Source organism: Acanthopleuribacter pedis (assembly GCF_017377855.1).
Classification (GTDB): domain Bacteria; phylum Acidobacteriota; class Holophagae; order Acanthopleuribacterales; family Acanthopleuribacteraceae; genus Acanthopleuribacter; species Acanthopleuribacter pedis.
In genome coordinates, this window is record NZ_JAFREP010000003.1 from 362,601 (window position 1) to 386,244 (window position 23,644).

General features: G+C 58.4%; 15 protein-coding genes. 10 read left to right on the top strand and 5 right to left on the bottom strand.

From position 1 onward, the window contains the following. The first annotated feature begins 118 nt into the window (after window positions 1-118). Complete coding sequence (locus J3U88_RS04720) at window positions 119-673, top strand: hypothetical protein (RefSeq protein ID WP_207857185.1); 555 nt, start codon at window positions 119-121, stop codon at window positions 671-673. Between the two features lie 322 nt (window positions 674-995). Continuing rightward, window positions 996-5,381, top strand: a complete 4,386-nt coding sequence (locus J3U88_RS04725) for an nSTAND1 domain-containing NTPase (RefSeq protein WP_207857186.1) — start codon at window positions 996-998, stop codon at window positions 5,379-5,381. A 101-nt stretch (window positions 5,382-5,482) separates the two neighbouring features. Here J3U88_RS04725 and J3U88_RS04730 read toward each other — a convergent pair whose 3' ends face one another. The 4 genes from J3U88_RS04730 to J3U88_RS04745 all read right to left on the bottom strand — a co-directional run bounded on the left by J3U88_RS04730 (window position 5,483) and on the right by J3U88_RS04745 (window position 9,097). Beyond that, complete coding sequence (locus tag J3U88_RS04730) at window positions 5,483-6,487, bottom strand: LNS2 domain-containing protein (RefSeq protein WP_207857187.1); 1,005 nt, start codon at window positions 6,485-6,487, stop codon at window positions 5,483-5,485. 364 nt (window positions 6,488-6,851) lie between these two features. Beyond that, entirely contained in the window at window positions 6,852-7,886 is a 1,035-nt protein-coding gene (locus J3U88_RS04735) for a DUF2891 family protein (protein WP_207857188.1), read from the bottom strand. Window positions 7,887-8,683: 797 nt separating this feature from the next. Next, window positions 8,684-8,887, bottom strand: coding sequence for a hypothetical protein (locus tag J3U88_RS04740; RefSeq protein ID WP_207857189.1), 204 nt, complete (start codon window positions 8,885-8,887; stop codon window positions 8,684-8,686). A gap of 3 nt (window positions 8,888-8,890) precedes the next feature. Then, window positions 8,891-9,097, bottom strand: coding sequence for a hypothetical protein (locus J3U88_RS04745; protein ID WP_207857190.1), 207 nt, complete (start codon window positions 9,095-9,097; stop codon window positions 8,891-8,893). Between the two features lie 530 nt (window positions 9,098-9,627). Here J3U88_RS04745 and J3U88_RS04750 point away from each other — a divergent pair. The 5 genes from J3U88_RS04750 (at window position 9,628) to J3U88_RS04770 (ending at window position 16,234) form a co-directional block, all read left to right on the top strand. After that, window positions 9,628-10,857 carry a hypothetical protein gene (locus J3U88_RS04750; protein ID WP_207857191.1) on the top strand — a complete coding sequence of 410 codons (1,230 nt, stop codon included), beginning with the start codon at window positions 9,628-9,630 and terminating at the stop codon, window positions 10,855-10,857. Between the two features lie 548 nt (window positions 10,858-11,405). Further along, a complete protein-coding gene (locus J3U88_RS04755) occupies window positions 11,406-12,107 on the top strand; it encodes a DUF4956 domain-containing protein (protein ID WP_207857193.1) in 702 nt (233 codons plus the stop codon). Between the two features lie 5 nt (window positions 12,108-12,112). Next, window positions 12,113-14,920, top strand: coding sequence for a right-handed parallel beta-helix repeat-containing protein (locus tag J3U88_RS04760; protein WP_207857195.1), 2,808 nt, complete (start codon window positions 12,113-12,115; stop codon window positions 14,918-14,920). A gap of 2 nt (window positions 14,921-14,922) precedes the next feature. Next, window positions 14,923-15,684 (top strand): VTC domain-containing protein, encoded by a 762-nt coding sequence (locus J3U88_RS04765; RefSeq protein ID WP_207857196.1) that lies wholly within the window; start codon window positions 14,923-14,925, stop codon window positions 15,682-15,684. Between the two features lie 10 nt (window positions 15,685-15,694). Next, a complete protein-coding gene (locus J3U88_RS04770) occupies window positions 15,695-16,234 on the top strand; it encodes a hypothetical protein (protein ID WP_207857197.1) in 540 nt (179 codons plus the stop codon). A 138-nt stretch (window positions 16,235-16,372) separates the two neighbouring features. On the opposite strand, the gene J3U88_RS04775 is transcribed toward J3U88_RS04770, so the two are convergent. Beyond that, window positions 16,373-17,779 (bottom strand): DUF6765 family protein, encoded by a 1,407-nt coding sequence (locus tag J3U88_RS04775; RefSeq protein ID WP_207857198.1) that lies wholly within the window; start codon window positions 17,777-17,779, stop codon window positions 16,373-16,375. A gap of 654 nt (window positions 17,780-18,433) precedes the next feature. On the opposite strand from J3U88_RS04775, the gene J3U88_RS04780 reads away from it, so the two are divergent. The 3 genes from J3U88_RS04780 (at window position 18,434) to glgX (ending at window position 23,622) form a co-directional block, all read left to right on the top strand. Next, on the top strand, window positions 18,434-18,952 hold the full coding sequence (locus J3U88_RS04780; RefSeq protein ID WP_207857199.1) for a hypothetical protein: 519 nt from the start codon (window positions 18,434-18,436) through the stop codon (window positions 18,950-18,952). 216 nt (window positions 18,953-19,168) lie between these two features. Beyond that, window positions 19,169-21,379, top strand: coding sequence for a 1,4-alpha-glucan branching protein GlgB (gene glgB, locus J3U88_RS04785; protein ID WP_207857200.1), 2,211 nt, complete (start codon window positions 19,169-19,171; stop codon window positions 21,377-21,379). Window positions 21,380-21,420: 41 nt separating this feature from the next. Then, the gene (glgX, locus tag J3U88_RS04790; RefSeq protein ID WP_207857201.1) at window positions 21,421-23,622 is read left to right on the top strand and encodes a glycogen debranching protein GlgX; all 2,202 of its coding nucleotides are present in this window, start codon (window positions 21,421-21,423) and stop codon (window positions 23,620-23,622) included. Window positions 23,623-23,644: the final 22 nt, after the last annotated feature.

Below are 23,644 nucleotides of genomic sequence, written 5' to 3' on the forward strand. Positions count from 1 at the left end.
CGGCTCGCGTTCGGTGGTGACCGGAAAAAAGGTGGAATGGGACGTGAATTACCAAGAAGGGTTTTGCGCGAAAGCGACAGGAACCGTTTATCGAAGGTTTGCGTTTGGGAGGTATGTTATGACCAAAGAAAAAGTGAATTCCTTATACAAGCCTCATTTTCGAATCCTACCTGATGCAAGGCGGGTGTTTTATCCCCAAGGTTTTTTCGGTCGGACAGCTTTTGTGGTGGAAAGCGAGGCGCAAGAGGTTGGGCTGAAGCGATACCTTTTCTATTTTTATATGTCTTGCTTTGTGTTCGGTGTGATGATGGGTGTGCTTTGTGTGCCTTTTCTATTTGAGGTCGGCCTTTTGGGTTGGTCTTTGGGTGTCGGCGTGGCTGTGTTTTGCAGCTGGTTGTACGGCGCACTGTTTTTTCTTCCTGTGACGCGAACCATGAAAAAAATTAAAAAACCCAATAATCCCATTGAAAAGTGCGAGGAATTAGGCGCCTTAATGCATCCTGTTTTACTGGTCGCATTATCTGTTTCGGTGTACCTGTCGGCTGTTTTTTGTCTGCTGGTTTTTGTCTTTACCCAAGAACTGTTCTTTGGCTTTTGCGGCTTGTACTTTGCTGTGTTGGGCGTTCCGTTCACCATCGCCGTTACCTTCCGATTATCGCGGTCGTCCCATTAACCGCGCGACGCCGTCAGCGGGCTTTCCCTGGGGTGGCCAAAAGGGATCGGGTGAATCGGGTCTTTCCGAGAAAAAAGAATTCGTGCAAAAATAGTTGAACTGAAAGCAGAACCGTTCTCGCAATACACAATAGGGAAAACACTGATTGAACCAACGGCCGAACGGCCAGGTTGGATGAGGCATGTGGTGCGAGCCGTGACGCTTGTTTTCGGCACGGGTTGGCTCCCGGAGCCAAACGTTGGTTACTTGGTTGGTTTTCCCGCGGCAGTGCAATGTTCCCCTTGCGTGCGTGATCCAAACCCCTAAACCCATGGAGGCAGGCGTGAACTCCGGCCTGATCCCGTCAACCCCAGGTCTCCCCAAACCGCAAATTATGTTGGATTGGTCGCACCGTCGCAACACCTGTTACGAACTCCAAATTACCTATCAAACAGTTCACCCCAGGAACTGGCAAGCCGAGGTTACTTTTGACTTTAAGGCCCTTACTTCCGTGGCACACGACCCCGAGGCCTACGGCTTGGCGCTGGCACGCATGCTTTGGGGATCGGAACTTGCCGACGCCTGGGCGCTGGTGCGCGGGGACGACCAGCCTTTTCGTTTGACCTGCGCCCCCTGCGATGACGAATTACAGGCCTTGCATTGGCATTGGTTGCGTTTACCTCGAGGCGCCGTATCCAGGTCGCCTTCCGTTCCGAGGCAAGCCACGCTTACGACCTGGCCGTTTTCGGCGCTGGACGAGCGCATCGCTTACGCCGTGCGCTTGCCCACCAATCAGCCCCCACCCAAAAAGCAGTTGGCAAAAAGTGACTTGCATTTGGCCTTGGTCGCGGCTGTTCCCGGCGCGGGGTCGTCTGATGCACTTGCCGCCTTGTTGCCCGAGGAACATCCCTATCCCGTGACCGTGCTCGATTCCCGAGCGGCGGATGCCGAGGCCTTGCCCAGCCTGGAAAACCTCGCCCGGGTGCTTTCCCAAGAAAAACCCACGGTGCTGCACCTCACGGCACACGGCCGTGTCAAAGCGAAAACCGGCGAGACCCAGCTCGAATTGGTAGGACCCGACGGCCAACCCGAGCGCGTCAGCGATCAAGCATTCATCGACATCTTGGCGGTTTGTCCCGAACGCCCGCACCTGATTGTTTTGGCGGCCTGCCACGGTGCCGACGCCCGCGCACCGTCGGCGACACCGTCCAACGCGACCCCGTTCCAGGGGTTGGCCACCCGCCTGGTGAAGGAACTGGGCATTCCCTGGGTGATTGCCGCCAAGGGCCCGCTGGACATGGTTTTGGCCGAACGCCTGTTTTCGCGTTTCTACCCCGCCCTGTTTCAAAGCGGGGACATTCCCACCGCTTTTGCCAAACTCTTCGCCGGGGCGGGTGATGTGGAAGACCGCCTCGCGCCGGTGGTGTTGTGCCGCACCCACGAACCTTTGTTCCGCGACGACCCACGCCGGCTCGGGCGAGCAGCCTGGCGGCGCGGCCTGGAACGGCTGATGCCCGCACTTGAGGGCCGGATTCCCGAGAAAAAACGAAACCAATGGGTGACCCGCATCAAGGAACACCTCGCCCAAAATCTAGAGGGCGATCCCAACCCCGAGGACGCCTTTTTTGTTGCAGTCAGCGCTTTTTACCAGCGCGTGTTCGGCGCGGATTTCAGGGCCATGGCCAGGGGCGAGGCGATTCCCCCGGATTCCTTCACGGGCAACCCCTTCACCGGGCTTGCCGCCTTTGACGATACGAACGCGAATGCATTTTTTGGGCGGGCGCAGGAGGTTCTGGAATTATGTCGTGTTTTAGAGAGCCTGGGGGTTCTGCTTGTTCATGGCGATTCCGGGTCGGGTAAGTCATCATTGTTGCAAGCAGGATTACTGCCGGAGTTGCGGAAACGTTATCCCGATTTATCGATTCTCAGGATTCGCCCGAATGAGTACTACGAGATACCCACTGGTGCGCATGCCACGATAATTGTCGATCACTTAGAGCAACTTTGGGGTCATCCAGGAAGCAATGAAGCGGCCGACGTTTGGCTGAAAGATTTACTAAGACAATCCAACACGCAAGAAGGGCAACGTTGCTGGGTAATCGGAATGGTGCGGCAGAATGACGTTGGTCGCTTATTAGGCCTGGATATAGAGCAGAATCGCATCAAAAACGCCTTGCACCTCTTGAAACCCCTGCAAGGAAAAGCTTTGCTACAAGCCGTGTGCGCCCAGGCCGGCACGGCGGGTTTGCTACTCGAAGATCGTTTGAAAGATGCACTGGAACGGGAAATGGAAGATGCTGCTTGTATGCCGCACGTCCAATTGCTGGGGGCCCGTTTGGTGGAACGGCGTGAGGGACTTTGGCTGACCTTCGAAGCTTATGAGCAACTAGGGCGTTTAGCGAATATTATCGGCAACGAAGCGGAGCGCGTCTTTTCCACCATGACACGTCAAGAACAGGAAATTTGTGGATTTATCTTGAGCCGATTGGTGCAAATTGCGTCCTTTGAAAATGAACGACCGAAACAGTTTTTATTGCATCATGCAACCTTACCCGAATTATGCCCAGATCAAGTTAAAAACGAGACTGTAGTCGTTTTGGTGGATAACTTGGTTAATGCACGATTATTGGTGTGCTCGGCGCACGGATTAATTGCGCTGGGTCATGAGGCGATGGTACGGCATTGGCCCCGACTTCAAATGATGCTGTACGATTTTGCTGAATGCGCAAAGCAATGTCGCCTTTTACAGCCACGCGTTCAAGTGTGGTTGGAGGAAGACAAAAATGAAGCGTTTCTTCAAATTGGCGACCATGAGCTGTCGTCCATTGATGATTTGGTTGCGAAGCATCATTTTGCGATTACCGGGAACGAGCGGGATTTCATTGAGGCGGGCCGTCGGCGATTAGAGAAAGAAGCTAAGGAGAAGAAGGAACAGCAAGCGTCGATTTCACGGTTAAATCGTTACTTGATAGTCGCTTTTTTAATCCTGTTTTTTGGTTTTGGCGCTTATTTCCAAAAGGCGGAGCAAGAACACCTTGTAAGAAGTCGTAAGCTGGCGCGCGATGCCCATATTGCTGCTGATAAGGGTGACTATCAGGATTCACTCCGTGCGGCCTTGGATGCGGCTGAACTGGAGACTCATTTTTTGTTTACGCCGACGGTGCCCGAGGTGGATGTGGCTTTGTTCCGTGCGCTCGCGGGTCACCGGCCCTTTGTGACGCTGACTCAGCACGACGAACCAGTGCGTGGTGTGGCCGCCGCAGGGGATTGGGTCGCGAGTTGGGGCAAAAAAACCTTGCGCCTGACCCACATCGACGGGGAACGCGCCCACGTTGTCACCGCCCACAAAAGCCGCTTCCACGAACATGTGTTGTTTTCGCCGAGCGGGGATCGTTTGCTGGTGGTGTCGAACCGAGGCGAAGCCGTTGTGTACCAAAGTGACGCCGTCCAACGGGCGTTTACCCTCGGCGACGGTGGCGCCAAGCTGGTGGCTGCTGTTTTTTCCCAGGACGGCGAGCAGATAGTCACCGCCGACAAAAAGGGGCGCCTTGCCCGATGGCACGGCCGCACCGGTGCCTTACTTCAGGAAACCGAACATCAGGGTCGGTTTGACCAAATCGCGCTGCATCCTCGCGAACCCTTGGTTTTGTTCAGCGACATGGGCGCGGGCCTTTATCTGTGGCGCCCGGATGAAGCCGTTGTTGCCACCTTGCGTTCGGCGCGTTCCGGTAAAAACGGTAAATCCTTGCGCCATATTGAATGGGACCCGGTCGGCCGCAATGCGCTGTTTCTCGACGGTCGCAACCGGCTGTTCCGCCAAGCGGTTTGGCCCAGGCTGAGCAAGCAACCCGTGAAAATGGAAGACGCCGTCAGCTTGTTCCGCGTGGATCCCGGCCGTCAACAAACCGCCGTGTTGGGGATGGATTACCGGCTTAGCGTGTTTGACGGCGAAACCCGGAATCTTTCTACCAAGGCAACCACGCTGCCCGCGCGGGGTGAGGCCGCCACGCGGGGAATCGCCGCCAACGACGGCACCTTCACCGACCGCGGCTTGAGCTGGGCCGCCCTGTACCGCAACCGACCCGTGATGATCTGGCACATCGACAGTGGTTTGCCGGTTTTTCAAACGCCGCCGTCCATGCAACCGCGCCACTTCGCCGTGGCCGATGGTGCCGTGATCGTTGCCGACGTCGCCAATCGGGTTCATCGGTTCCCGCGCGGTTCCATTGCGTTTTCGATCCCAGAGGCCGAGGCCGCCGACGCGCCCCTGCGGCTGGTGTTGGGCCAAGCAAGCTTGGCTGAGCACGAAGCGGTTCCTGCTGAACAAGGCCACCTCGTCGGCGGCTTGCGTTTCTTCCGCGAGGGCAAAAAGGGTTCGGGCCTACCCGAACAGTGGCGCTCGGTTTTCACGCGGAACAAAGCCGGCGCGATCCTGCCCGAGGCGCGGGTTTTCCTGGGGTTGAATGACCGCGCGGCGTTGGTTACCGTACCCGGTACCTCGGCGTGTGCGCAGTTGTGGTTCGCGCATCGCGAGCGACAGAATCCCCGAACCATGTTCGATCTACCGCCCGCGCGTTATCGATTTGCCCGGGGTTCGGATGCTCGGCTCCATGTGCTGCATCCCCACGGCTTGACCTACGTGGTTACCCCGCAAACACGGGATCGCTTGGTGGAAGCCGCGGCCGGACGATTGGGCGGGCCCTTGGGTGTTGTGGCTGGAGCGCAGTAGTTCGGTGTTCTTGTTGATGGGCAAAACTTGTGGCGGGTTAGGGAAATGAAAAACGGCGGGCCGCTGTCGACCCGCCGTTTAAAGCAAAGCTTGAATCAAACTTAACGGCAGCCGCTGTCCGGGGTGGTGGCGACCACCGTGTCGAGGTGGTCGTTGTAGCCGCCGCCGGGGATTGGGGTGGTGCCGTTGTCGCCGGCCAAATCGCCGATGGTGAAGGTTTGGTTTTTGGGGATACCCACACGTTCGTAGGCCTCGATGTCGGTGTCGGCATTGCCGTAGGCGCGAAAGATGCTGATGCCGCCGTTTTGGATTTCCTGCAACACGCCCGCTTTGTAATCGGCCGTGCGGAAGATGCTGTCTTCATTGCTCAGCGCCGTGCGCAGCGTGTAGTCCGGCAGGTGCATGTAATCGCGCAACCATTGGCGCGAACCCTTGGCGTACCAGTAGGGACGGGCCGTCAGGAAGATCGGGTGGTAACCCAGGGCGATGTAGTGTTCCACCAATTCGCCCGCGCCTTGGCGAGGTTCAGCCCACTCGATGCCGGTGTAGTCGAGGATGGTTTCCAGGTCGTCGATGGTCAGGGTTTCGTCGATGTCGAAGACCACCGCTTGGGTGCCGGGTGATACCACGCGCACGTAGGCGTTGGTGCTGCTGAGGTCGCCCATCACCACCATTTTCACCACGTAGGTGCCTTCTTCCAGCGCGGGCAGTTCGACGAAAATTTTGCCGTCCGAGTTGGTGGCATGGCGGCCGATGAATTGCCAATCGCCCAGGTTGGGGCCGTAGATGTAGGTTTGCACCCACTCGTACTCAAGGTCCTTGTGAAACACGATGCCGTAGTCGAACTTGCCGGTCAGGCGGCTGGGGTTCCCCGCGGCGACCACCAAATCATGGCCCATGTGGAACGGTGTGTCTTGTGCGAGCCAATTGTTCCAGAACAGTCTGAACCGCTCGCGGCGGGGATAATCAAAGGGGGGTGGGTTCTCGATTTCGGCGAAATCGGTGCAGACGGGTTGCGCGTGAAGCGTCGCGGCGCCGGCAACAAAGCCAAATAGAAGCAGGGCGTTAAAGATCATTTGAAGGGACATATTGATGGGAGCCTTCATGCTCTTTTCTCCTCTCGTGAATCGATGGTGAACGAAAAAAAAGCGTTCTACCGAAGCTGTTTCACTGGAATTGAAAGGCATGAGTAAGGAAAACAGTGAAACAGTCGGTAGATCACGAAAGGTGGAATGATATTCTATCCAACCCCGACCTTGTTGGCTAGGCGCTATCTTGTCTGACCAGTTGGGATTGTGATGTGACTTACTTTGTTGTGCTGAAATTGTTTTTGGGTGGGATTTTTGTGAGCTTTTGATGCGCGGTGGATGATTCGCGCGACCCAGCCGCGAGATCGCCGTGGTGATCGTCCGGGTTGGTCTTTGTGATTCGGGCAACCCGGGGTGGGCCCGGCCCCACCGTGTGTGTGCGTTAGCGGGGGGTGGGGATGCCCCGTGCCGTGACCAGGTAGACCGCGAAGCTGCCGAGCCAGTGACCGCCCTCGTAATGGGCGCCGGTTACCGCGGCCAGGCCGGAGGTGCGGTGGTGTTGCGCCGCTTGCGTCAGGCTTGCGCGGCGTGGGTCGTGCGCGGGAAGGCCGGCGACGATGCCCTCAAGCATCCAGGCACGGCTGAGGTTGAGGCCGTCCAGGTGGGCGAGTTTCCCGTCCGTTGCATCGGTGACCGTTGCCGGCTCGAGCCAATCCGTCTGTTCTTTGATGGGGATTTCGGGCAGGTAGGCGCCGAGCCAAGCGGCAAAGTGGGTCGGCGCGTAGAAACGGCGCATGAGATCGGCAACCGCGAGGCTGGGTGAAAGGAAATCCTGGGAGGAGGGTTCGAAGCGGAGCGGGGCGTTTTGGTCGCGGGCATGGAACTGTTCCGCCGTGGTTCGGATCAGGTCGCGCATTTCCCGGTCGCCCTTGGTCACCGCCCAATCGTAGGCGAGCCCGAAGGCGAAGGCCGATTGGGCGTGTTCGCCGGTTCGGATGGGGTGACCCATTTTGGGGATCCAGGTCCTCAGGTTCTCAGCGCAGATTTGCTCCAGCGGCTCCAGCGCGGTTAACCAGCGGGCCGCGCGCGGGTCCTTCCATTCCCGCAGTTCGGCGGTGAGTTGGAGGAACCAGGCCAAGCCGTAGGGGCGTTCGTAAGCGGCGCGTCCGCGCGGTTTGAAATAGGCGGCCTCGGCCGCTGCTTTCTCCGCGGTGAAGGCCCGATTCAGCACCGCTTCGATTTCACCGGAAGCCGCGGTTTCGGGAAAAAGCCGGAGGATGCGAACGAGCAGCCAGTGGCCGTGGACGGAGGAGTGCCAGTCGAAGCAGCCGTAGAAGATGGGGTGCAGTTCGCGCGGTGGCTTCACATCAGCGTCGCCGGTCATGACGTGCGCGATCTTGTTGGGGTACTCCCTTTCGACGCAGTCGAGGGCGAGGCGCGCGAAGCGTTCGGCCTGTTCGGTGGTGATGCGGTCCACGGGTCCTCCTTCGGAGGTGGGTGAGATCAAAAGGAATAGGAGAAGGATCAAGGCGCCCTCCACGTTTAAATAGGTTGAAAGACCCCATTCTAACCCGCGCGGGCGGGAAGTCACGGGGTGGGCGTTGTTTTTTCGCGGTCCGTCGCCCTATCCCGCATTTCTCACCGGGCTTTCAGTCCAGACCCTGTCTGTCCCATGCCAAAAAAAATGCGGATGATGTTCCAAGCAAACATCATCCGCGAGGCTCACACACACATTTTGGAAAAAATGAGCGACCGGCGCCCTTCACGAGCACCGGTCGCCGCTCAGACCTTTAAGGAGAATCGGGGAAAAAAGGGCGACCGGTGCCCACAACAAGCACCGGCCGCGGAGGCTCACACACTAACTGTTGGGAAAAAAGGCGACCGGTGCCCACAACGAGCACCGACCGCATCTCGCACACTAAAGGAGAATCGGGGAAAAAAACGCAGCCGACACGCGTCGTACGTGCCGGCCGCGGAGGCTCACACACTAACTGTTGGGAAAAAAGGCGACCGGCGCCCACAATGAGCACCGACCGCATCTCGCACTCTAAAGGAGAATCGGGGAAAAAAACGCAGCCGACACGCGTCAAACGTGCCGGCCGCGGAGGCTCACACACTAAAACGGGGAAAAAAGGGCGACCGACGCCCACAACAAGCGTCGGCCGCATAGGCTCACACACTAATCGGAAGGAAAAAAAGCGCGGCCGGCGGCGAAACGCCGGCCGCATAGGCTCACACACTAACTGTTGTTAAAAGGGTAAGGGTCGGCATGGGTCAGGCCAATAAATCGAGAACCTGGGCTTCGGCCGCGAGCGCTTCTTTTAAGGTGGAAACTTGGGTTTCGAGCTGTACTTCGGCGGTGCTCTGGGCGCTGACCACCTCGGGCAACACATAGCCTTCGGAAAGGCGTTGCGCGGTGAGGTCTAACAATGCCCGAGAGCGGTCCAGACCGGCGAGTGCGCTGCTGACGGCGTCCATGGGTTAAGCCAAAATGTCGAGGGCGCTATCTTCGACCTCGTTAATCGTTTGAATGGTTGCGATTTGGGCTTCCGCCTCGCGTTGTGCCAGCTTCGAATTAACAATCGGCTCCGTGTCCAGATTGCCGTTGGCCAACTCCTGCGAGGAGGCGTTTAATTTGGTGGCTGCTCGGTTTAAGCCGCCGAGCGCGGCGTTGATGCCTTCAATCATGACCTACATTTCGGACGAAAGTAGGTCAGACTGAAGTCTGAAAGTGGGATTTTTTGAATGTTTACCGTTTCTTTACAAAGTGAATGAAACCTTTCCTCGGCCGCTTCAAGCGATGTACCGGCTAACATCCTTTGTTTCAGGCATCCGCGCCAAATTGCCGCAAATTTACGAATCTTGGTTCGGTTTTCCCGCCCGCTGATTGGGCTAAAAAACCGGCCGCGAACCGCACAAAAAGTTCCAAAAATCACTGCAAAAATCCGCGAGAACCCTTTTGGCCGGGTTTTCAACCCCGTTTTTGGCCCTACCGCCATTGTTTTTGGCCGGTTTTTCGGGGGATCGTCGCCGCAAGCAAATTTTTTTCGGGAATTTTCGTCGCTCGTCTGTCTGGTCTACTGAACGCGACCCCAACGGCCACGTCGCCCCGGCGACACCCCTCCAACTTCCCACCCGGACCGCACCCGTGACGGTTCCCTGGCCGAGGTGTGTCTCGAATTAACGCCACACCGTGGCGCACGCACAAGGAGTACACCGTGTTTTACAGACCCGTTTTCTTTTTGACGCTTTTGGGGATGGCCTTGACCGTCCACCCCTGGGCCAATGCGCAAAAAACCATCCCGGTTCCGTGGGATGACACGATGGCCGACTACCAACCTCCGTTTGATGCGGTATCCGAGGAGGATGTGGTCGTCATTCACGTCACCCATTTCAATTTCCTCAGGTTCAACCTCGAAGCCGACATCAACACCGAACAGGTCGTTGCCTACCGCGAGCTCAACGACTTGTGGGGGCAGGTGTTTGGCTTCGATATTGCGAAGCAACTGACAGACCAGCTAAAGCCAAATAGTAACCAGCTTGCGCCTCAAGTGGATCTTTTTTTTAAAGCGATGGCGGAATGGCGCGAAAAGCTTGAGACCCAATCTGAAGTTCTGACTGAACAAAACAAAAAGTACCCAAACATCTTTCTAACGGTGGGGGAGGTGGCCGAGATCGCTAAGGTAGTCGATAAAATTTCAACAGGTTTAGCGGAAATGGCTAAAGTTAAGCAGGCAGCGTGGAAGCAAACACTTCCTCCTGCTACCAATCAAGAAAGCTTAAGTGCTCATGTCTTGTTCTTTCTGCAGGCTGAATTGCACAACGATGTGACAGCTCAGATGGAAGAATTCATTCGTTTAGGAACCATGTGTATACGGGGAAAACGAATTCCTGTTCCTAAGGTTCGTGCTGGGAGCCTTGTGAATGTTGTCCTTAAAGGCAAAGCATTGGACAGTTCTGATGAGATTGCGAGGGTGGAATTTAGTTACTTTGTGAAATCCAAATTCCCACTTATATTCCACGTGGGCTACGCCTACAGCAAATTGGCTGATGTCGAGTTCGATCAATTGCAGACCCTCCTGGCGGATGGAGGTGAAAATCCCTTCAACGGATCCTCGGAAATCACTCTTTACAACCGAATCAAAGACGAAGAAGCCTCTCAAGAAATGACCGCGTTCCTTAGCTATGAATTTCCCCAGGAAGGAAAACCGAATCAGGCTTTTATGCTTGGCGTTGGTACCGACCTCGAAGACGTTGGCTCCAAGATTTACGTGGCCGGCTCCTATCGCTTCAAGAAACGCTGGGTGGTTAGCATTGGTGGCGTCACCGGTGACGTGGTCCAAGGCGTTGACGAACAAGGCAATGAAACCGGGCCCGACCTCTTTCAGACCATTGAAAAAGCAGAAGAGTGGGGTGGCTTCGCCGCCATCTCGCTGACCTTGTTCTGATGTTTTCGGCGTAGGGTGACAGGGTTTCCCTATGAATCGGGGATGACCTGTCACCATGCCGCCTTGTTCAATTGCCGAGTGTACTCGGGGGACGGCGCGGTCGAAGTTTCCGAATAGGGTTTTATTTCTTTCGCGCTGAAACCTTCCCCCGTTACCCCACCGCCGGGGGGCAATCACGCCCACCCGATGTGAGCCATGTTGGGTTATTGTTGGGAAATGTTGGGCCAATGCTTGTGTTTGTCCCCTTCTTTGTTCACAATGCAGGTACCTTTGTGAAGGGCACGATCCTGCTCCGAAAGTTTCTGTGAGCGTTTGATGAAGGATGGTGTTTGACCGTGATGGATTGCTTGCAATTTTTTTAAGGTAACGCGGAAATACGTGTTTGGGTTGATTTTTACCGAATCGTTCACGCCACGACGCATCAAACCCTGCACCGAAACCGCGCCGACGCCCACGCTTTCCCATCCGCACCGCGGATGTTTTCCGGGCTTGCCTGCTCCCCCGTCGCGAAGCTTGGCGGTTTGAACCCGCAAAGATTCGGAGATCTGATGGACTTACTCAACCAGTTAAATGAAGGGGCGCTGCAAGACCTCCAGCTCGTCCCCACGATGATCAACCTTGCCCTGGTCCTCGTCCTCGGCCAAATTCTGGCCTGGCACTACCTCACCTTTTCCCAGGTGCTCTCCAACAAACGCAAGTTCGCACGCCTGTTTGTGTTACTCGCGGCCACCACCATGATGGTGATCTCGGTGGTGAAAACCTCGCTGGCCCTCTCACTGGGTCTGGTCGGCGCCCTCTCGATTATCCGCTTCCGTACCCCGATCAAGGAGCCCGAGGATCTTTCCTACCTCTTCCTCGCGCTGGCCACCGGCATCGGCATCGGTGCCGACCAACGCGCCGCCACGGTGCTGATGTTCGCCGGGATCCTCGGCGTGCTCACCATCACCAATTACTTCCGTCGCCGCAAGGATCAGGCACCCCGGGTTTATGCCTCGGTTTCGACCCCGCTTACCACCGCCGACAACGAAACCCTGACCACCGAATCGGGGCTCGACGTGTTGCTGGCCAAGGTACGTGAGGCCGCGATCAGCGCCGATTTACGCCGGGTCGACAGCCAAGAAGGCATGCTCAACGTCACCCTGATTTTGGACTTGGTGGACGTGACCCAGATCGGCAGCGTGATGGGCCGCATTCAGTCGGTGTTCCCGCAAGCCTCGGTGAGCGTCGTTGAAGGCGCCAGTTTGGATTAACCCCGATGCAAATCAAAGATGAACTGAACCGTGATCGCTCGCCCTGGGCGGGTCTGTTGCTATGGGTATTGGGCATGGTCGCCGGCGCCGCGCTGGTGATCCAGGTGCAGCGCATGCACATGCCGGAACCCGCCGACGCGCCCGACGCCGACCAAAAACAGGCCGTTCCCCTAAACCGCCAATTCACCGCGCCGACCAAAGCCGTCGTTGCGCCGGACAACGGGCTGATCAACCTGCGGCTCACCGTGCCCGAGGCCCAAGCGCGCATCCTGCAAAACGTGCGTGACCGGGCCATGGAACGCGGGCTGATTATCCAGGAGCCCAGCGATCAAGTCCCGGTGACCCTGGAACTGGAAGGGAAAACCTACCAGGCCGAATGCCGCATTAAAGGCGATCTCACCGATCATGTCGCCGGCAACAAATGGTCGTTCCGGTTGCGTTTGCAAAACGACAAATGGCGTGGCAAGCGGGTGTTTTCGATTCAGAACCCGATGACGCGCGGTTACCTGTGGGAATGGTTGGTGCACGAGGCGGCCCGCGACGAGGGTGTGCTGGCGCCCCGTTCGCTGTTTGTGAACCTGGTCGTGAACGGCAACCCCATGGGCATTTACTTTTTGGAAGAACATTTCGCCAAGGAAATGGTTGAAAGCCAGGGGCGTCGCGAGGGGCCGTTGCTGCTGTTTAACGAGGCTTCGTTTTGGTCGACCTACCTGCGTTTTCACCGCGGTGCCTTGGGATTCCATCCGCAAATCCCGATTGCCATTGAGCCCGCGACCGGACCCGAAACCGCCGAGGTTCGTGCCTACGGCGAAAAACGGTTTTTGGCCAACGAGGCGCTGAACCGCACCTTCGCCGGCGGCATTGAAAAAATGCTGCAGATGCAGGACTTGCTGATCGCGGCCGAAACCAACGGCGACCGGCTGCAGCGGTTACACGCGTTACAGGCGCTCAAGGGCACCACCATCGAACAGCTGATCGACGTGGATCGCTGGGGTCGCGCCCATGCCTTGGCCTCGCTCTACGAAATTTGGCACGGCATGGTGTGGCACAACATGCGCATGTACGCCAACCCGGTGAGTGATCGCCTGGAACCGGTAATGTACGACAACATGGCCCACGCCTTGCGACCCGGCGACAAACCACCCGTGCCGCTGCGCACGAACAACCCGATTGTGCACCAACTCAACCGTTCGACTCGCTACCGCGCGGCCGTGTTCCGCGAGTTGGGACGCATGTTGTCGCCGGCTTACCTCGATGCCTTTTTCGCCAAACACGGCGAGGACTTGGCGCGCTACGAGGCGGCGCTGCGCGGCGAAGGAATTTTGCCGCCCGGCCATGAGGTGGCCGCGATTAAAAAACGGCTCTACGCCCAACAAATCTATTTGGACGATGTCATCCACCCCGGTGACGCGGTTAACTTCAGCGCCCACATCGATTACCGCGACGGCGCGGCAACCCCGCTTGACGCCGAAATTCGCGTCGAGGCTTGGGCCACTACCCAAGTACCGCTGGTGATCGAGGGTTTTGAATTTTCGAACGGGGTGTTTCTGTCGGCGCGCGCCTGTTTGCCCGCCGATAGCCACACGACCCAAGTCCATGAAGACGGTTCGGTTGGTTTGGCGCTCAAGCAGCCGGTGGTGTTCCGCTTCCCGGCGGATCGCCGCCTCGCCAACCTCGACAACGTTCGCCAAATCAAAGAAGCCGCCCGCGCCACCGGCAAACAGCAGCAGCGCCAGTTGCGCGACCCGATTCAGGTCCGCTACCGCCTGCACTCGCAAAGCGAACCCCGGCGCGAGGCGCTGGTGCCGCGTTCGGCCGAGGCCGGCTGGTTGGCCCAGGAAGGACGACCCACGCCGCCGAGCCTCAAGCAGGCGTTGGACCAGCATCCCTTCCTCAACTACCAACCGTTGTCCGACCGTTTGGCGGTGCTACCGGGCACCTGGCAAGTCAAAGGTGACTTGATGGTCCCGCGCGGTTATCCGCTGCACTTCCATCCTGGTGTCACCCTCCAGTTCGAGCCCGAGGCGGTTTTTTTCACCGAGTCGGCGCTGTTCATGCGCGGTACGGCCGAGAAACCCATTGTGCTGGAGCCCCAGGCGGGTGCCAAAGCCTGGCGTGGTTTGTTGGTGCTGGGCAGTCGCAAACGTTCCGAGCTGCAACACGTGGTGGTGCGCAACACGGACAGCTTGGCCCGCAAGGGTTGGCAGACCACGGGCGGGGTGACCTTCTACCACGCCGACGTCACCATTCGCGACAGCACCATCGAGGGCACCCTCGCGGAGGACGGCACCAACCTGTTCGGCTGCGAATTCCTGATGGAACGGGTGACCTTCACCGGTTGCGCCAGCGACAGCATGGACGGTGACTTCGTCAAAGGCGAGATCATCGACTGCGTGTTCCGCGACGGCCTCGCCGACGGCGCCGACTTCAGCGGCAGCGACGTGCGGGTGGTCAACAGTACCTTCCATGACCTGGGCGACAAAGGCCTGTCCGTCGGTGAAAACACCCGCTGCCAGGTCGAGAACAGCCGCATGGAACGGGTTGCTATTGGGCTGGCCGCCAAGGATTTGTCGGTGGTGACCATGAAAGATGTGACCATCGACGGCGCGCGTCACTACGGCGTGGCGCTGTACGTCAAAAAAGCCGAGTACGGACCCAGTCGGGTGACCGCCGAAAAGGTCACCATTCGCGGTGGAACCGGTTCGGCTTATTTGGTGCAACACGGCAGCAGCCTCACCATGGACGGCCGCAAGGTGAAAACCGAGGCGGTTGATGTGAGCCGCATGTACCGCGAGCAGATTTTGGGGAACTAAGTATGTTGTTATGGAACACCGCCGGCGCGACCGCCGATGAAAAGGCGCCCGAAGAAGCCAACCGGAGCGACGACGGCCGCTTCCGCCACGAGTTCAAATTGGTTTCGCAGGAATTCGCCTACGCCGGTGTGATGGGCATTCTACGGGCCGAGGCGGCTTTGGCCGAACTGCACCCGGCGCGCCGCGTCCAATCGGTGTACCTCGACACCCCGAACGGGCGTGCGCTGGAAGAGAACTTGGCCGGTATCAGCCACCGCGAGAAGGTACGCTTCCGCTGGTACGGAAGCGAAACCACCGGGGTACCCGGCCGTTTGGAGTGCAAGGTGCGCCACAACCTCTACGGCTGGAAACACTTGGTTCAGGTGGAACAACCGTTGGCGGTGGAAGGGTGTAACCGTTTCCAGTTCGTGCGGCAATTGGAGGCTTTGGTGGAAGCCGATTGGCGGGATCGCCTGCGCGGCTTGCAACCGGCGCAGTGGATTCGCTACGAACGCGAATACCTGGGCAGCATCGACGAGCGCCTGCGCGTCACCGTCGACCGCAAATTGGTGGTCAGCGATCAGCGCTTACGGGCGCGTTTGTGCCCGCGTTTCGCGACGCCGACCGGTCGTTTGTTGATTGTGGAAATCAAGTGCAGCGCCGAAAACTACCGCGCCGCGCAACGCCTGGTCAACCGCCTACCGATGCAGGTGGGCAAGTGTTCCAAGTTTGTGCTGGCCTCGTCACCGGCGGAGGGTCCCATGCCCGCGCTGTTGTGGACCTAGGGGGATCTGGATGTTGCGCATAATGCTGGTGCCCGCGTTGTTGACCGCGGCCGCGGCTTTGTTGCTGTTGGTTCACGGCCGCCAGCAGCCGCCGCAACGGGTGATGAGCGCCGTGGTCATCGGCAAAGGCGGCGCGGCCGACGCGACCGGCCCGCTCACCCAACGCTACGGCTTAGCGGCCGGTGTGATTGTGGACGAACGCGTGTTCAAAAGTCCGGGCGACGGCGTGCATTGGCTGCTGCTTGATCCTTACGGCGACGAAACACTGCGCGGCAGCTTGACCGACGGCGACCCGATCCAACACTGGCAGACCGCCTGCAACCATGCCGATGAAGGTAGCCTGCTGTTGATGTACAGCGGCGGCCCGGCCAGGCCGACGCCCGTCGCCGCAATCGCGGGTTGGCTCCCGGAAGAAGCAGGGGCCTATGCACTGATGGCGCGCAAGGAGGCCGGCGGCTGGATCGCGCTGCAGGAAGACCGCGCCGCCGACCGTCAGGCGGAAATCGCGGCGCGCCCGCTCGTTTTCAAGAAACCGCAGGCCGCGCCGTGATACGCCGGCTTTAACGCCATTGGTATGCTTGCGCCAACCCGCTGTTGGCCGAGGCGCCGTCTTCTCGGGTTGAGCCGATGATCAGGTGTGGGCGCCAAGGCGTTTCGCGAGGCAAAACTTCCCCGGCCCGTGGTGGGTTTACAGAATCGAACTTAGGTCTTGGGGCAGGGGACCGAGCGCCAATGACCAGCTATCGGAGAATAGGTCGGTACCCACTTTGTGTTGGGCCAGCCAGTGTTTGGTGAAGCGGAAATGGTAGTCGGCGGCGATTTGGAACAAGTACAAATCGCTCGCATAGTTGACGTAATAGCTGCCGTAGCGGGTTCCCATCATAGTGTCGTAGCCGATTTGGCCCTCCAGCACTGCTTTTGGATCGGGTTCCACAAAAGTATCGATCAGATCGATGGGTGCCTCGAAACCTATTTTTTTCATTTCCGCTTGCCACAGCTTGGCGGAGAACACGCGCGGGCTGTTGGCGGCAACCGCGATGTCGCAAGGCGTTTCCATCGCGGTTTGCGCCGCCGCCAGCTTGGCCTGTTCGGCGTCGGGCTGGAATCGGCCGCCCGCGCATTGCGCAAACAGGCTGCACAGCTCCAGAAAGGCGAACTTGTATTCCAAGGGGTTTTCGCGGACCAGCGGTTCCTGATCTTTGGCGCGCCAGCAGGGTTTGTAGCGGTATTTGATGAAGCTGAAATCGGGCAGGTGCCCCAGCCAGCCGTGACCCACGTAAGAGACCAGGTTGGGCACCGCCGCCAGGTTCTCATTATCGCGTTGGTTCTTGACTGAGAGGTGGACGTTGGTCCAGTCGCCCACGTCTCGGTAGTCGATGGTCTGCCAGAACTGGTTGCCCCATTCGGCGGAGTTGACGTCCCAATAGGTGTTGGCCACGTTGTTGGCTGCTCCCCAGTCCTGGTGGGCCCAGGTATCCGCAATCACGTGGGCGCGCGCACCGAGCAGCAGCAATCCGAACCGTTTGAGGATGTCGTCCTTGTTTTGCTCCGCCAGCAGTTGCTTACCGCCCGCGGCCAGGTTGATGATGGCTTCCAAGCGGCTCGGATCGTTGAGCAAGGTAATCGTGTCTTTTATCATGAGCCGGGAAAGGGGACTTTGCGGTCGGTTGAGCAGCGGGGCGATGCCGGCGTCGATGCCCATGTTGGGGTTGAGATCCACCTCGCGAAGCTGATGGCCGGGCAGTTGCCCGGCAATTTCGGCGCCGTGGACGTCCTCGGCACTTGGCGTACCCGCGGGCGCCGCGTAATTGCCGGGTACAAAATGGTAGGAGGCCCAGAGGCCGCCGCTCCCGCCGGCACCCGTGCTAAGCGTGCCTTGGAAGGTGTAGCGTGGGTAGTCGACTTTGGTAACCACATCCCAATCGCCGGCGGGTTTGGCGGTATCGCGTACCATGTGCCAGTAACCGGCGTAAAGCTCGTTGCTTAGAAAGTCGATGAAATTGGATGCCTTGGCGATCCGGGTCGCATCCTCGCGGTTGAATTTGCCCATGCGGGCCGCGTAATAGGTTCCGTAGTAATGAAAATCCTGATCCATGGGGTCTCCTTCCAAAAGGTAAAACCGTCAAACCTGTTCTTCTTTGGTCAGAACGTTTGAATAAGGCATGAAACAGCGGGTGTACGGACCCTTTCTCTTGCGCAGCGTGGGGAAGGACCGTGGCAATTCAGAGAAACCGGTGCCCGTGTGGGGCACACACTGTTTAATCTGCGATGGTTATGTGTGGGTTGGTGAAATAACGATAGGTCTAAAGGAAGTGTTCGTCAATATAAGTTCATAGAAAATAAAAACCATATTAATTGGAGTTGCAGGTTGGTAGGGTAATTGGTGTGTATTATAAAAATCCTGGTCCGGTCGTCATCGATATTCCGATCTAAGTGGGGAGATAAGCGCGAGAGGATTTTGTTAAAGATCTGGAGCAAAACGGCTTGGAAAAGCGGACCGGGGTCGCGCACGACCTGCACTCGCTGGGTGCAGTGAGCATGCTCACTGCCCGTTGCAGGCCGGAGGTTTTTCCAAAACCACCGTGATTTATCACGCTTCTTAGGTCCGAGGGGAGCAATGGGTGTTTTCTTGTGCCTCGGTGTTGTATCCGCTAGGTTCTAACCGGGTTGTTTTTCCTAAACCCTCTGGTTTAATTATGCCGAGCTTTGCGGTATGGTGAACGCCTATCACGATGGAAGGGATGGCTTTATGGCGTTTCGGATCGGCCTGACGCTTTTGGTGCTGCTGTTGCTCGCTTGCGGTGCCCCCGCGCCGGTGGTCTACGAAAAAGACGGCTTTGCCTTGGCACACGCTGCTTCCTGGCAGGTCACCGACGATGCCCACGTCGGCCAAATGCGCCAAATTAATATTGAAGGCCCCAACGATGCGGTCCTGCTCCTGCAACACATGCCCAATGAAACCGTTTTGCCGCTCACCGAGTACGCGGTTTTCTACAGCGGCTTGTTTGCCGAATCGCTGGCCGACCTCACCGTCGAAGCCGACGGCATCAACGAAATGGAACGCCCGATGCGCGGTGGTCCCGTCGCCGGCATTCGCGAAACCTTTTTCATCAGCAACGAAACACATCGCGTCCCCTACTTTCGCGAGTTCCTCTTTTTCGAGAAAGGCGACCACACCCTGGTGGTTATTCTGCAAGGGCGACAGATGGACGAAACCCATCTCCAGCCCGAGTTCACCCGCCTGGTTAACTCGGTCGTCATCCCGTAACCCGCGTCACATTGCCACTCACAACACGAAATCCTACTGTCGGCGTCGCCGTGCTTCACCTCAACATGGCCATTCGTTAGAATGGGCTCGAAACTTTTCAGGCGCTCCCAAACATTCCTTCCCTTGAAGGAACCGAACCGAACCGAGCCGCTGTTCCCCAATGCTTATACCAAGACGAGATGATGCCCTCGCCGGCGAGGGCGACCCGGAGGATTCATGACCGAACCCGCGATGAATGAATGGATTGATGCGGCGGTCGGTGGCAACACCACCGATCCCTTTGCCGTTTTCGGCATGCACCAAGACCCCGATACCGGCGCCGTGGAAGTGCGCACCATGCAACCCGGCGCCCTGGCCGTCGGCGTTCGCGAACGCGCCACCGGCGAAACCCGTGTGCTCCTCAAACAAGTCCACGAGGACGGCCTGTTTGCCGGGGTGGTCCTCGACGCCAAAACCCCGTTTGATTACCTGCTCGAAATGACCGACGCCGCCGGCGAGAAACGCATCGCCGAGGATCCCTACCGACTCGGTCCCGTGCTCGGCGAAATCGACCGCCACCTGATCGGCGAGGGCAACCACTGGGAGATTCACCAAAAACTCGGCTGCCACCTGATGACCCACGAGGGTGTCGCCGGCGCCCACTTCGCGGTCTGGGCACCCAACGCCAAACGCGTGTCCGTCGTCGGCAGCTTCAACAACTGGGACGGCCGCCGCCACGCCATGCGCCTGCACCCCGGTTGTGGCGTCTGGGAAATTTTTGTGCCCGATGTGGCCCAGGGCGACATTTACAAGTACGAAATTCTCCACCGTGACGGCTACTTGCTCCCACTCAAGGCCGACCCGCTCGCGTTCCAAGCGCAGTGCCCGCCCGCGACCGCCTCGGTCGTGGCCGACACCCGCGAATTCACCTGGCGCGACGGCGCCTGGATGGAGAAACGCGGCGCGCTGGGCCGTATCGACAAACCGATGTCGGTCTACGAGGTCCACCTGGGTTCCTGGCGGCGCGATCCCGACCAGCCCAACCGCTTCCTTACCTACCGCGAGCTGGCCGAGCTGCTCGTTCCCTATGTCAAACGCATGGGTTTTACCCACATCGAACTGATGCCCATCAACGAGTTTCCCTTCTACGGTTCCTGGGGTTATCAGCCAATCAGCTTGTTTGCGCCCACCGCGCGTTACGGCAGCCCGCAAGATTTTAAGGAATTCATCGAGGCCTGCCACGCCGCCGACATCGGCGTCATTCTCGACTGGGTGCCCGGCCACTTTCCCAGCGACGACCACGGGCTGGCCCAATTCGACGGCACCCACCTCTACGAACACCAGGATTCCCGCCAGGGTTTTCACCCCGAGTGGAACACGCTGATTTACAACTACGGCCGCAACGAGGTGTCCAACTTCCTCATCAACAACGCCCTTTTCTGGTGTGAACGCTTCCATATCGACGGCCTGCGCGTCGACGCCGTCGCCTCCATGTTGTACCTCGACTACGCCCGCAAGGACGGCGAGTGGATTCCCAACGAATACGGCGACAACAAAAACCTCGACGCCATCAAGTTCCTGCGCAACATGAACGAACGCCTGCACGAGCGTTGCCCCGGCGTGGTGACCATCGCGGAGGAATCCACCTCGTGGCCCGGTATTTCGCGCCCGGCCAAACGCGGCGGCCTGGGTTTTGACTACAAGTGGAACATGGGCTGGATGCACGACACCTTGGGTTACATGAAAAAAGACCCGATCCACCGCCAGTACCACCACAACGGCATGACCTTTGGCCTCGTCTACGCCTTTTCCGAAAATTTCATGTTGCCGCTCAGCCACGATGAAGTGGTTCACATGAAGGGTTCCTTGCTGGGTCGCATGCCGGGCGATACCTGGCAGCAGTTCGCCAACCTGCGCGCCTACTTCGGGTTCCTGTGGACCCATCCCGGCAAAAAGCTGCTGTTCATGGGTGGCGAATTCGGCCAGGGCCGCGAATGGAACCACGACGCAAGTTTGGATTGGCACCTGCTGGACATTCACTGGCACCAAGGGGTGCAGCGTTTGGTGGCCGACCTCAACAAGGCCTACCAAGAAACCCCCGCCTTGCACGAGTTAGATTGTGAACCCGGTGGCTTTGAATGGGTTAAGGTTGATAACAAGGACGAATCCGTCTTTGCCTTTGTGCGCAAAGGCCTGCGTGGCGCGGACCCGGTTTTGGTTGTTTGCAACTTCACGCCCCTGCCGCGCGGCGACTGGCGTTTCGGCGTCCCCAAGGGCGGATTTTACGAAGAGATTGTCAATTCCGATTTAGAGATGTACGGTGGTAGCAACGTCAACAACAGTCCGGGTGTTGCAGCCGAAGAAACGCCGTGGGACGGGTTCTCCCATTCCGTGGTGCTTACCTTGCCGCCGCTCAGCACCCTCATTTACCGATTGCGCCAAGATTAACCCTTGGCGCCGTTGGCTGCTGAACCGAAAAGGAGCAGTTCATGAGTTGTGTTTTGCCGGCCAATACGCCCGTGGAACCGGGTGTCCCCTATCCGTTGGGGGCTACCTGGGACGGGCGCGGTGTCAATTTCGCCCTGTTTTCGGCCAATGCCGAACGGGTCGAACTCTGCCTCTTTGATGCCAAGGGGAAACGCGAAACGTCGCGCATCAGCCTCAAGGAACAAACCGACGGCGTGTGGCACGGTTATTTGCCCCACGCGCGCCCGGGTCTGCTCTACGGCTACCGCTGTTCCGGTCCTTATGAACCCAAGGTCGGCCACCGTTTTAACCACCACAAGCTGCTGATCGATCCCTACGCCAAAATGCTGGTGGGCACCGTCAAATGGAGCGACGCCCACTACGGTTACCGGCGTGCTTCGCCCAAGGCCGACCTCAGTTTTGACCGTCGCGACAGCGGCCCGGTCATGCCGAAGTGCAAGGTGGTCGATCCGGCGTTTAACTGGTTCGATTCGCGCAAACCCAATGTGCCTTGGAACGAAACCGTGTTGTACGAAACCCACCTGCGCGGCTTCACCATGCGCCACGAGGGCATTCCCAAGGAAATGCGCGGTAACTTCCTCGGCATGAGCCATCACCAAATCATCGATTACCTTAAGGCGCTGGGCATCACCTCGGTAGAGCTGTTGCCGATTCACGCCTTTGTCGACGATTCCTTTTTGGTGGACCGCGGTTTGCGCAACTATTGGGGTTACATGACCCTGAATTTCTTTGCCCCGGAACAGCGTTACTTGATGACCCCGCACCTGGCCGATTTCAAAACCATGGTGATGCGGCTGCACGACGCCGGCATCGAGGTCATCCTCGACGTGGTGTACAACCACACCTGCGAGGGCAGCGAGTTGGGACCGACCTTGTCCTTCCGCGGCATCGACAACCATTCCTATTACCGGCTGCTGCCCGACGACAAACGCTTCTACATCAACGATACCGGTTGCGGCAACACCATGGACCTCACCCACCCGCGCGTCTTGCAGATGGTGATGGACAGCTTGCGTTACTGGGCCGACGACATGCAGGTCGACGGGTTCCGTTTTGATTTGGCCTCGATCCTCGGCCGCGAGTTGCACGGTTTTGATCAGGGCTGCGGCTTTTTCGACGCCGTGCGCCAGGACCCCGTGCTCAACCGCTGTAAGCTGATCGCCGAACCCTGGGACCTTGGACCCGGCGGTTACCAGCTCGGCGGTTTTCCGCCCGGCTGGGCCGAGTGGAACGACCGCACCCGCGACGTGGTGCGCCGGTTCTGGCGCGGCGACGAGGGCCACCTGCCCGAGCTGGCCCGTTGCCTGCACGGCTCGTCCGACAAGTTCGAGGGTTCGGGGCGACGGCCGCAGGCTTCTATTAATTATGTATGCAGCCACGACGGGTTCACCCTCAACGATCTGGTCAGTTACAACAAACGCCACAACCACGCCAACGGCGAAAATAACAACGACGGCCACCACAACTCTTACAGCGTGAACTATGGCCAGGAAGGCCCGTCCGCCGATGACCGCATTCGCGCCTTGCGGGCCAGACAGCGGCGCAACATGTTGGCGACCGTGTTCCTCAGCCAAGGCGTGCCCATGTTGCTTGCCGGCGACGAGGTCGGCCGCACCCAAAGCGGCAACAACAACGCTTATTGCCAGGACAATGAAATCACCTGGAACAGTTGGAACCTGCGTTCCGTGGAGAAACGCGAGTTTTTGCATTTCGTGCAGCGTTTGATCAAGCTGCGCGCCGATCATCCCGTCTTGCGCCGCCGCTACTACATGCACAGCCGGGTACAGTCCGCCGTGACCGGGTTCCACGATATCCAGTGGGTCAGTCTAAACGGCGGCTTGATGGGCGAGGACTGTTGGCAGACCGACAACATGCGCTGTCTCGGCGTGTTGTACGCCGGCGATGTGGAACCCGCGAGTCACGGCCAAGCCCAGTCCTGTGGTGACGACACCCTGTTGATCCTGATTAACGGCAATGCCGACGACCTCGTTTTTACCTTGCCGAAGCCGTTGCATGGAAAAGGCGTGTGGCGTTGCCTGTTGAACACCGCCAAGCCGCAAGAGACCGAGGGCGCGGTGCAAATTGAAACCGGAAAAGCATTTGAAATGGAACAGCGTTCCGTGGTTGTATTCTCTCTTACACTTGCAGAAGCCAAACCACCGCCCGGTCCGTTGCTGATTGGCAAACGACCCCCCAAACCCTAAGTACCCTGAGATACGAGGAGAA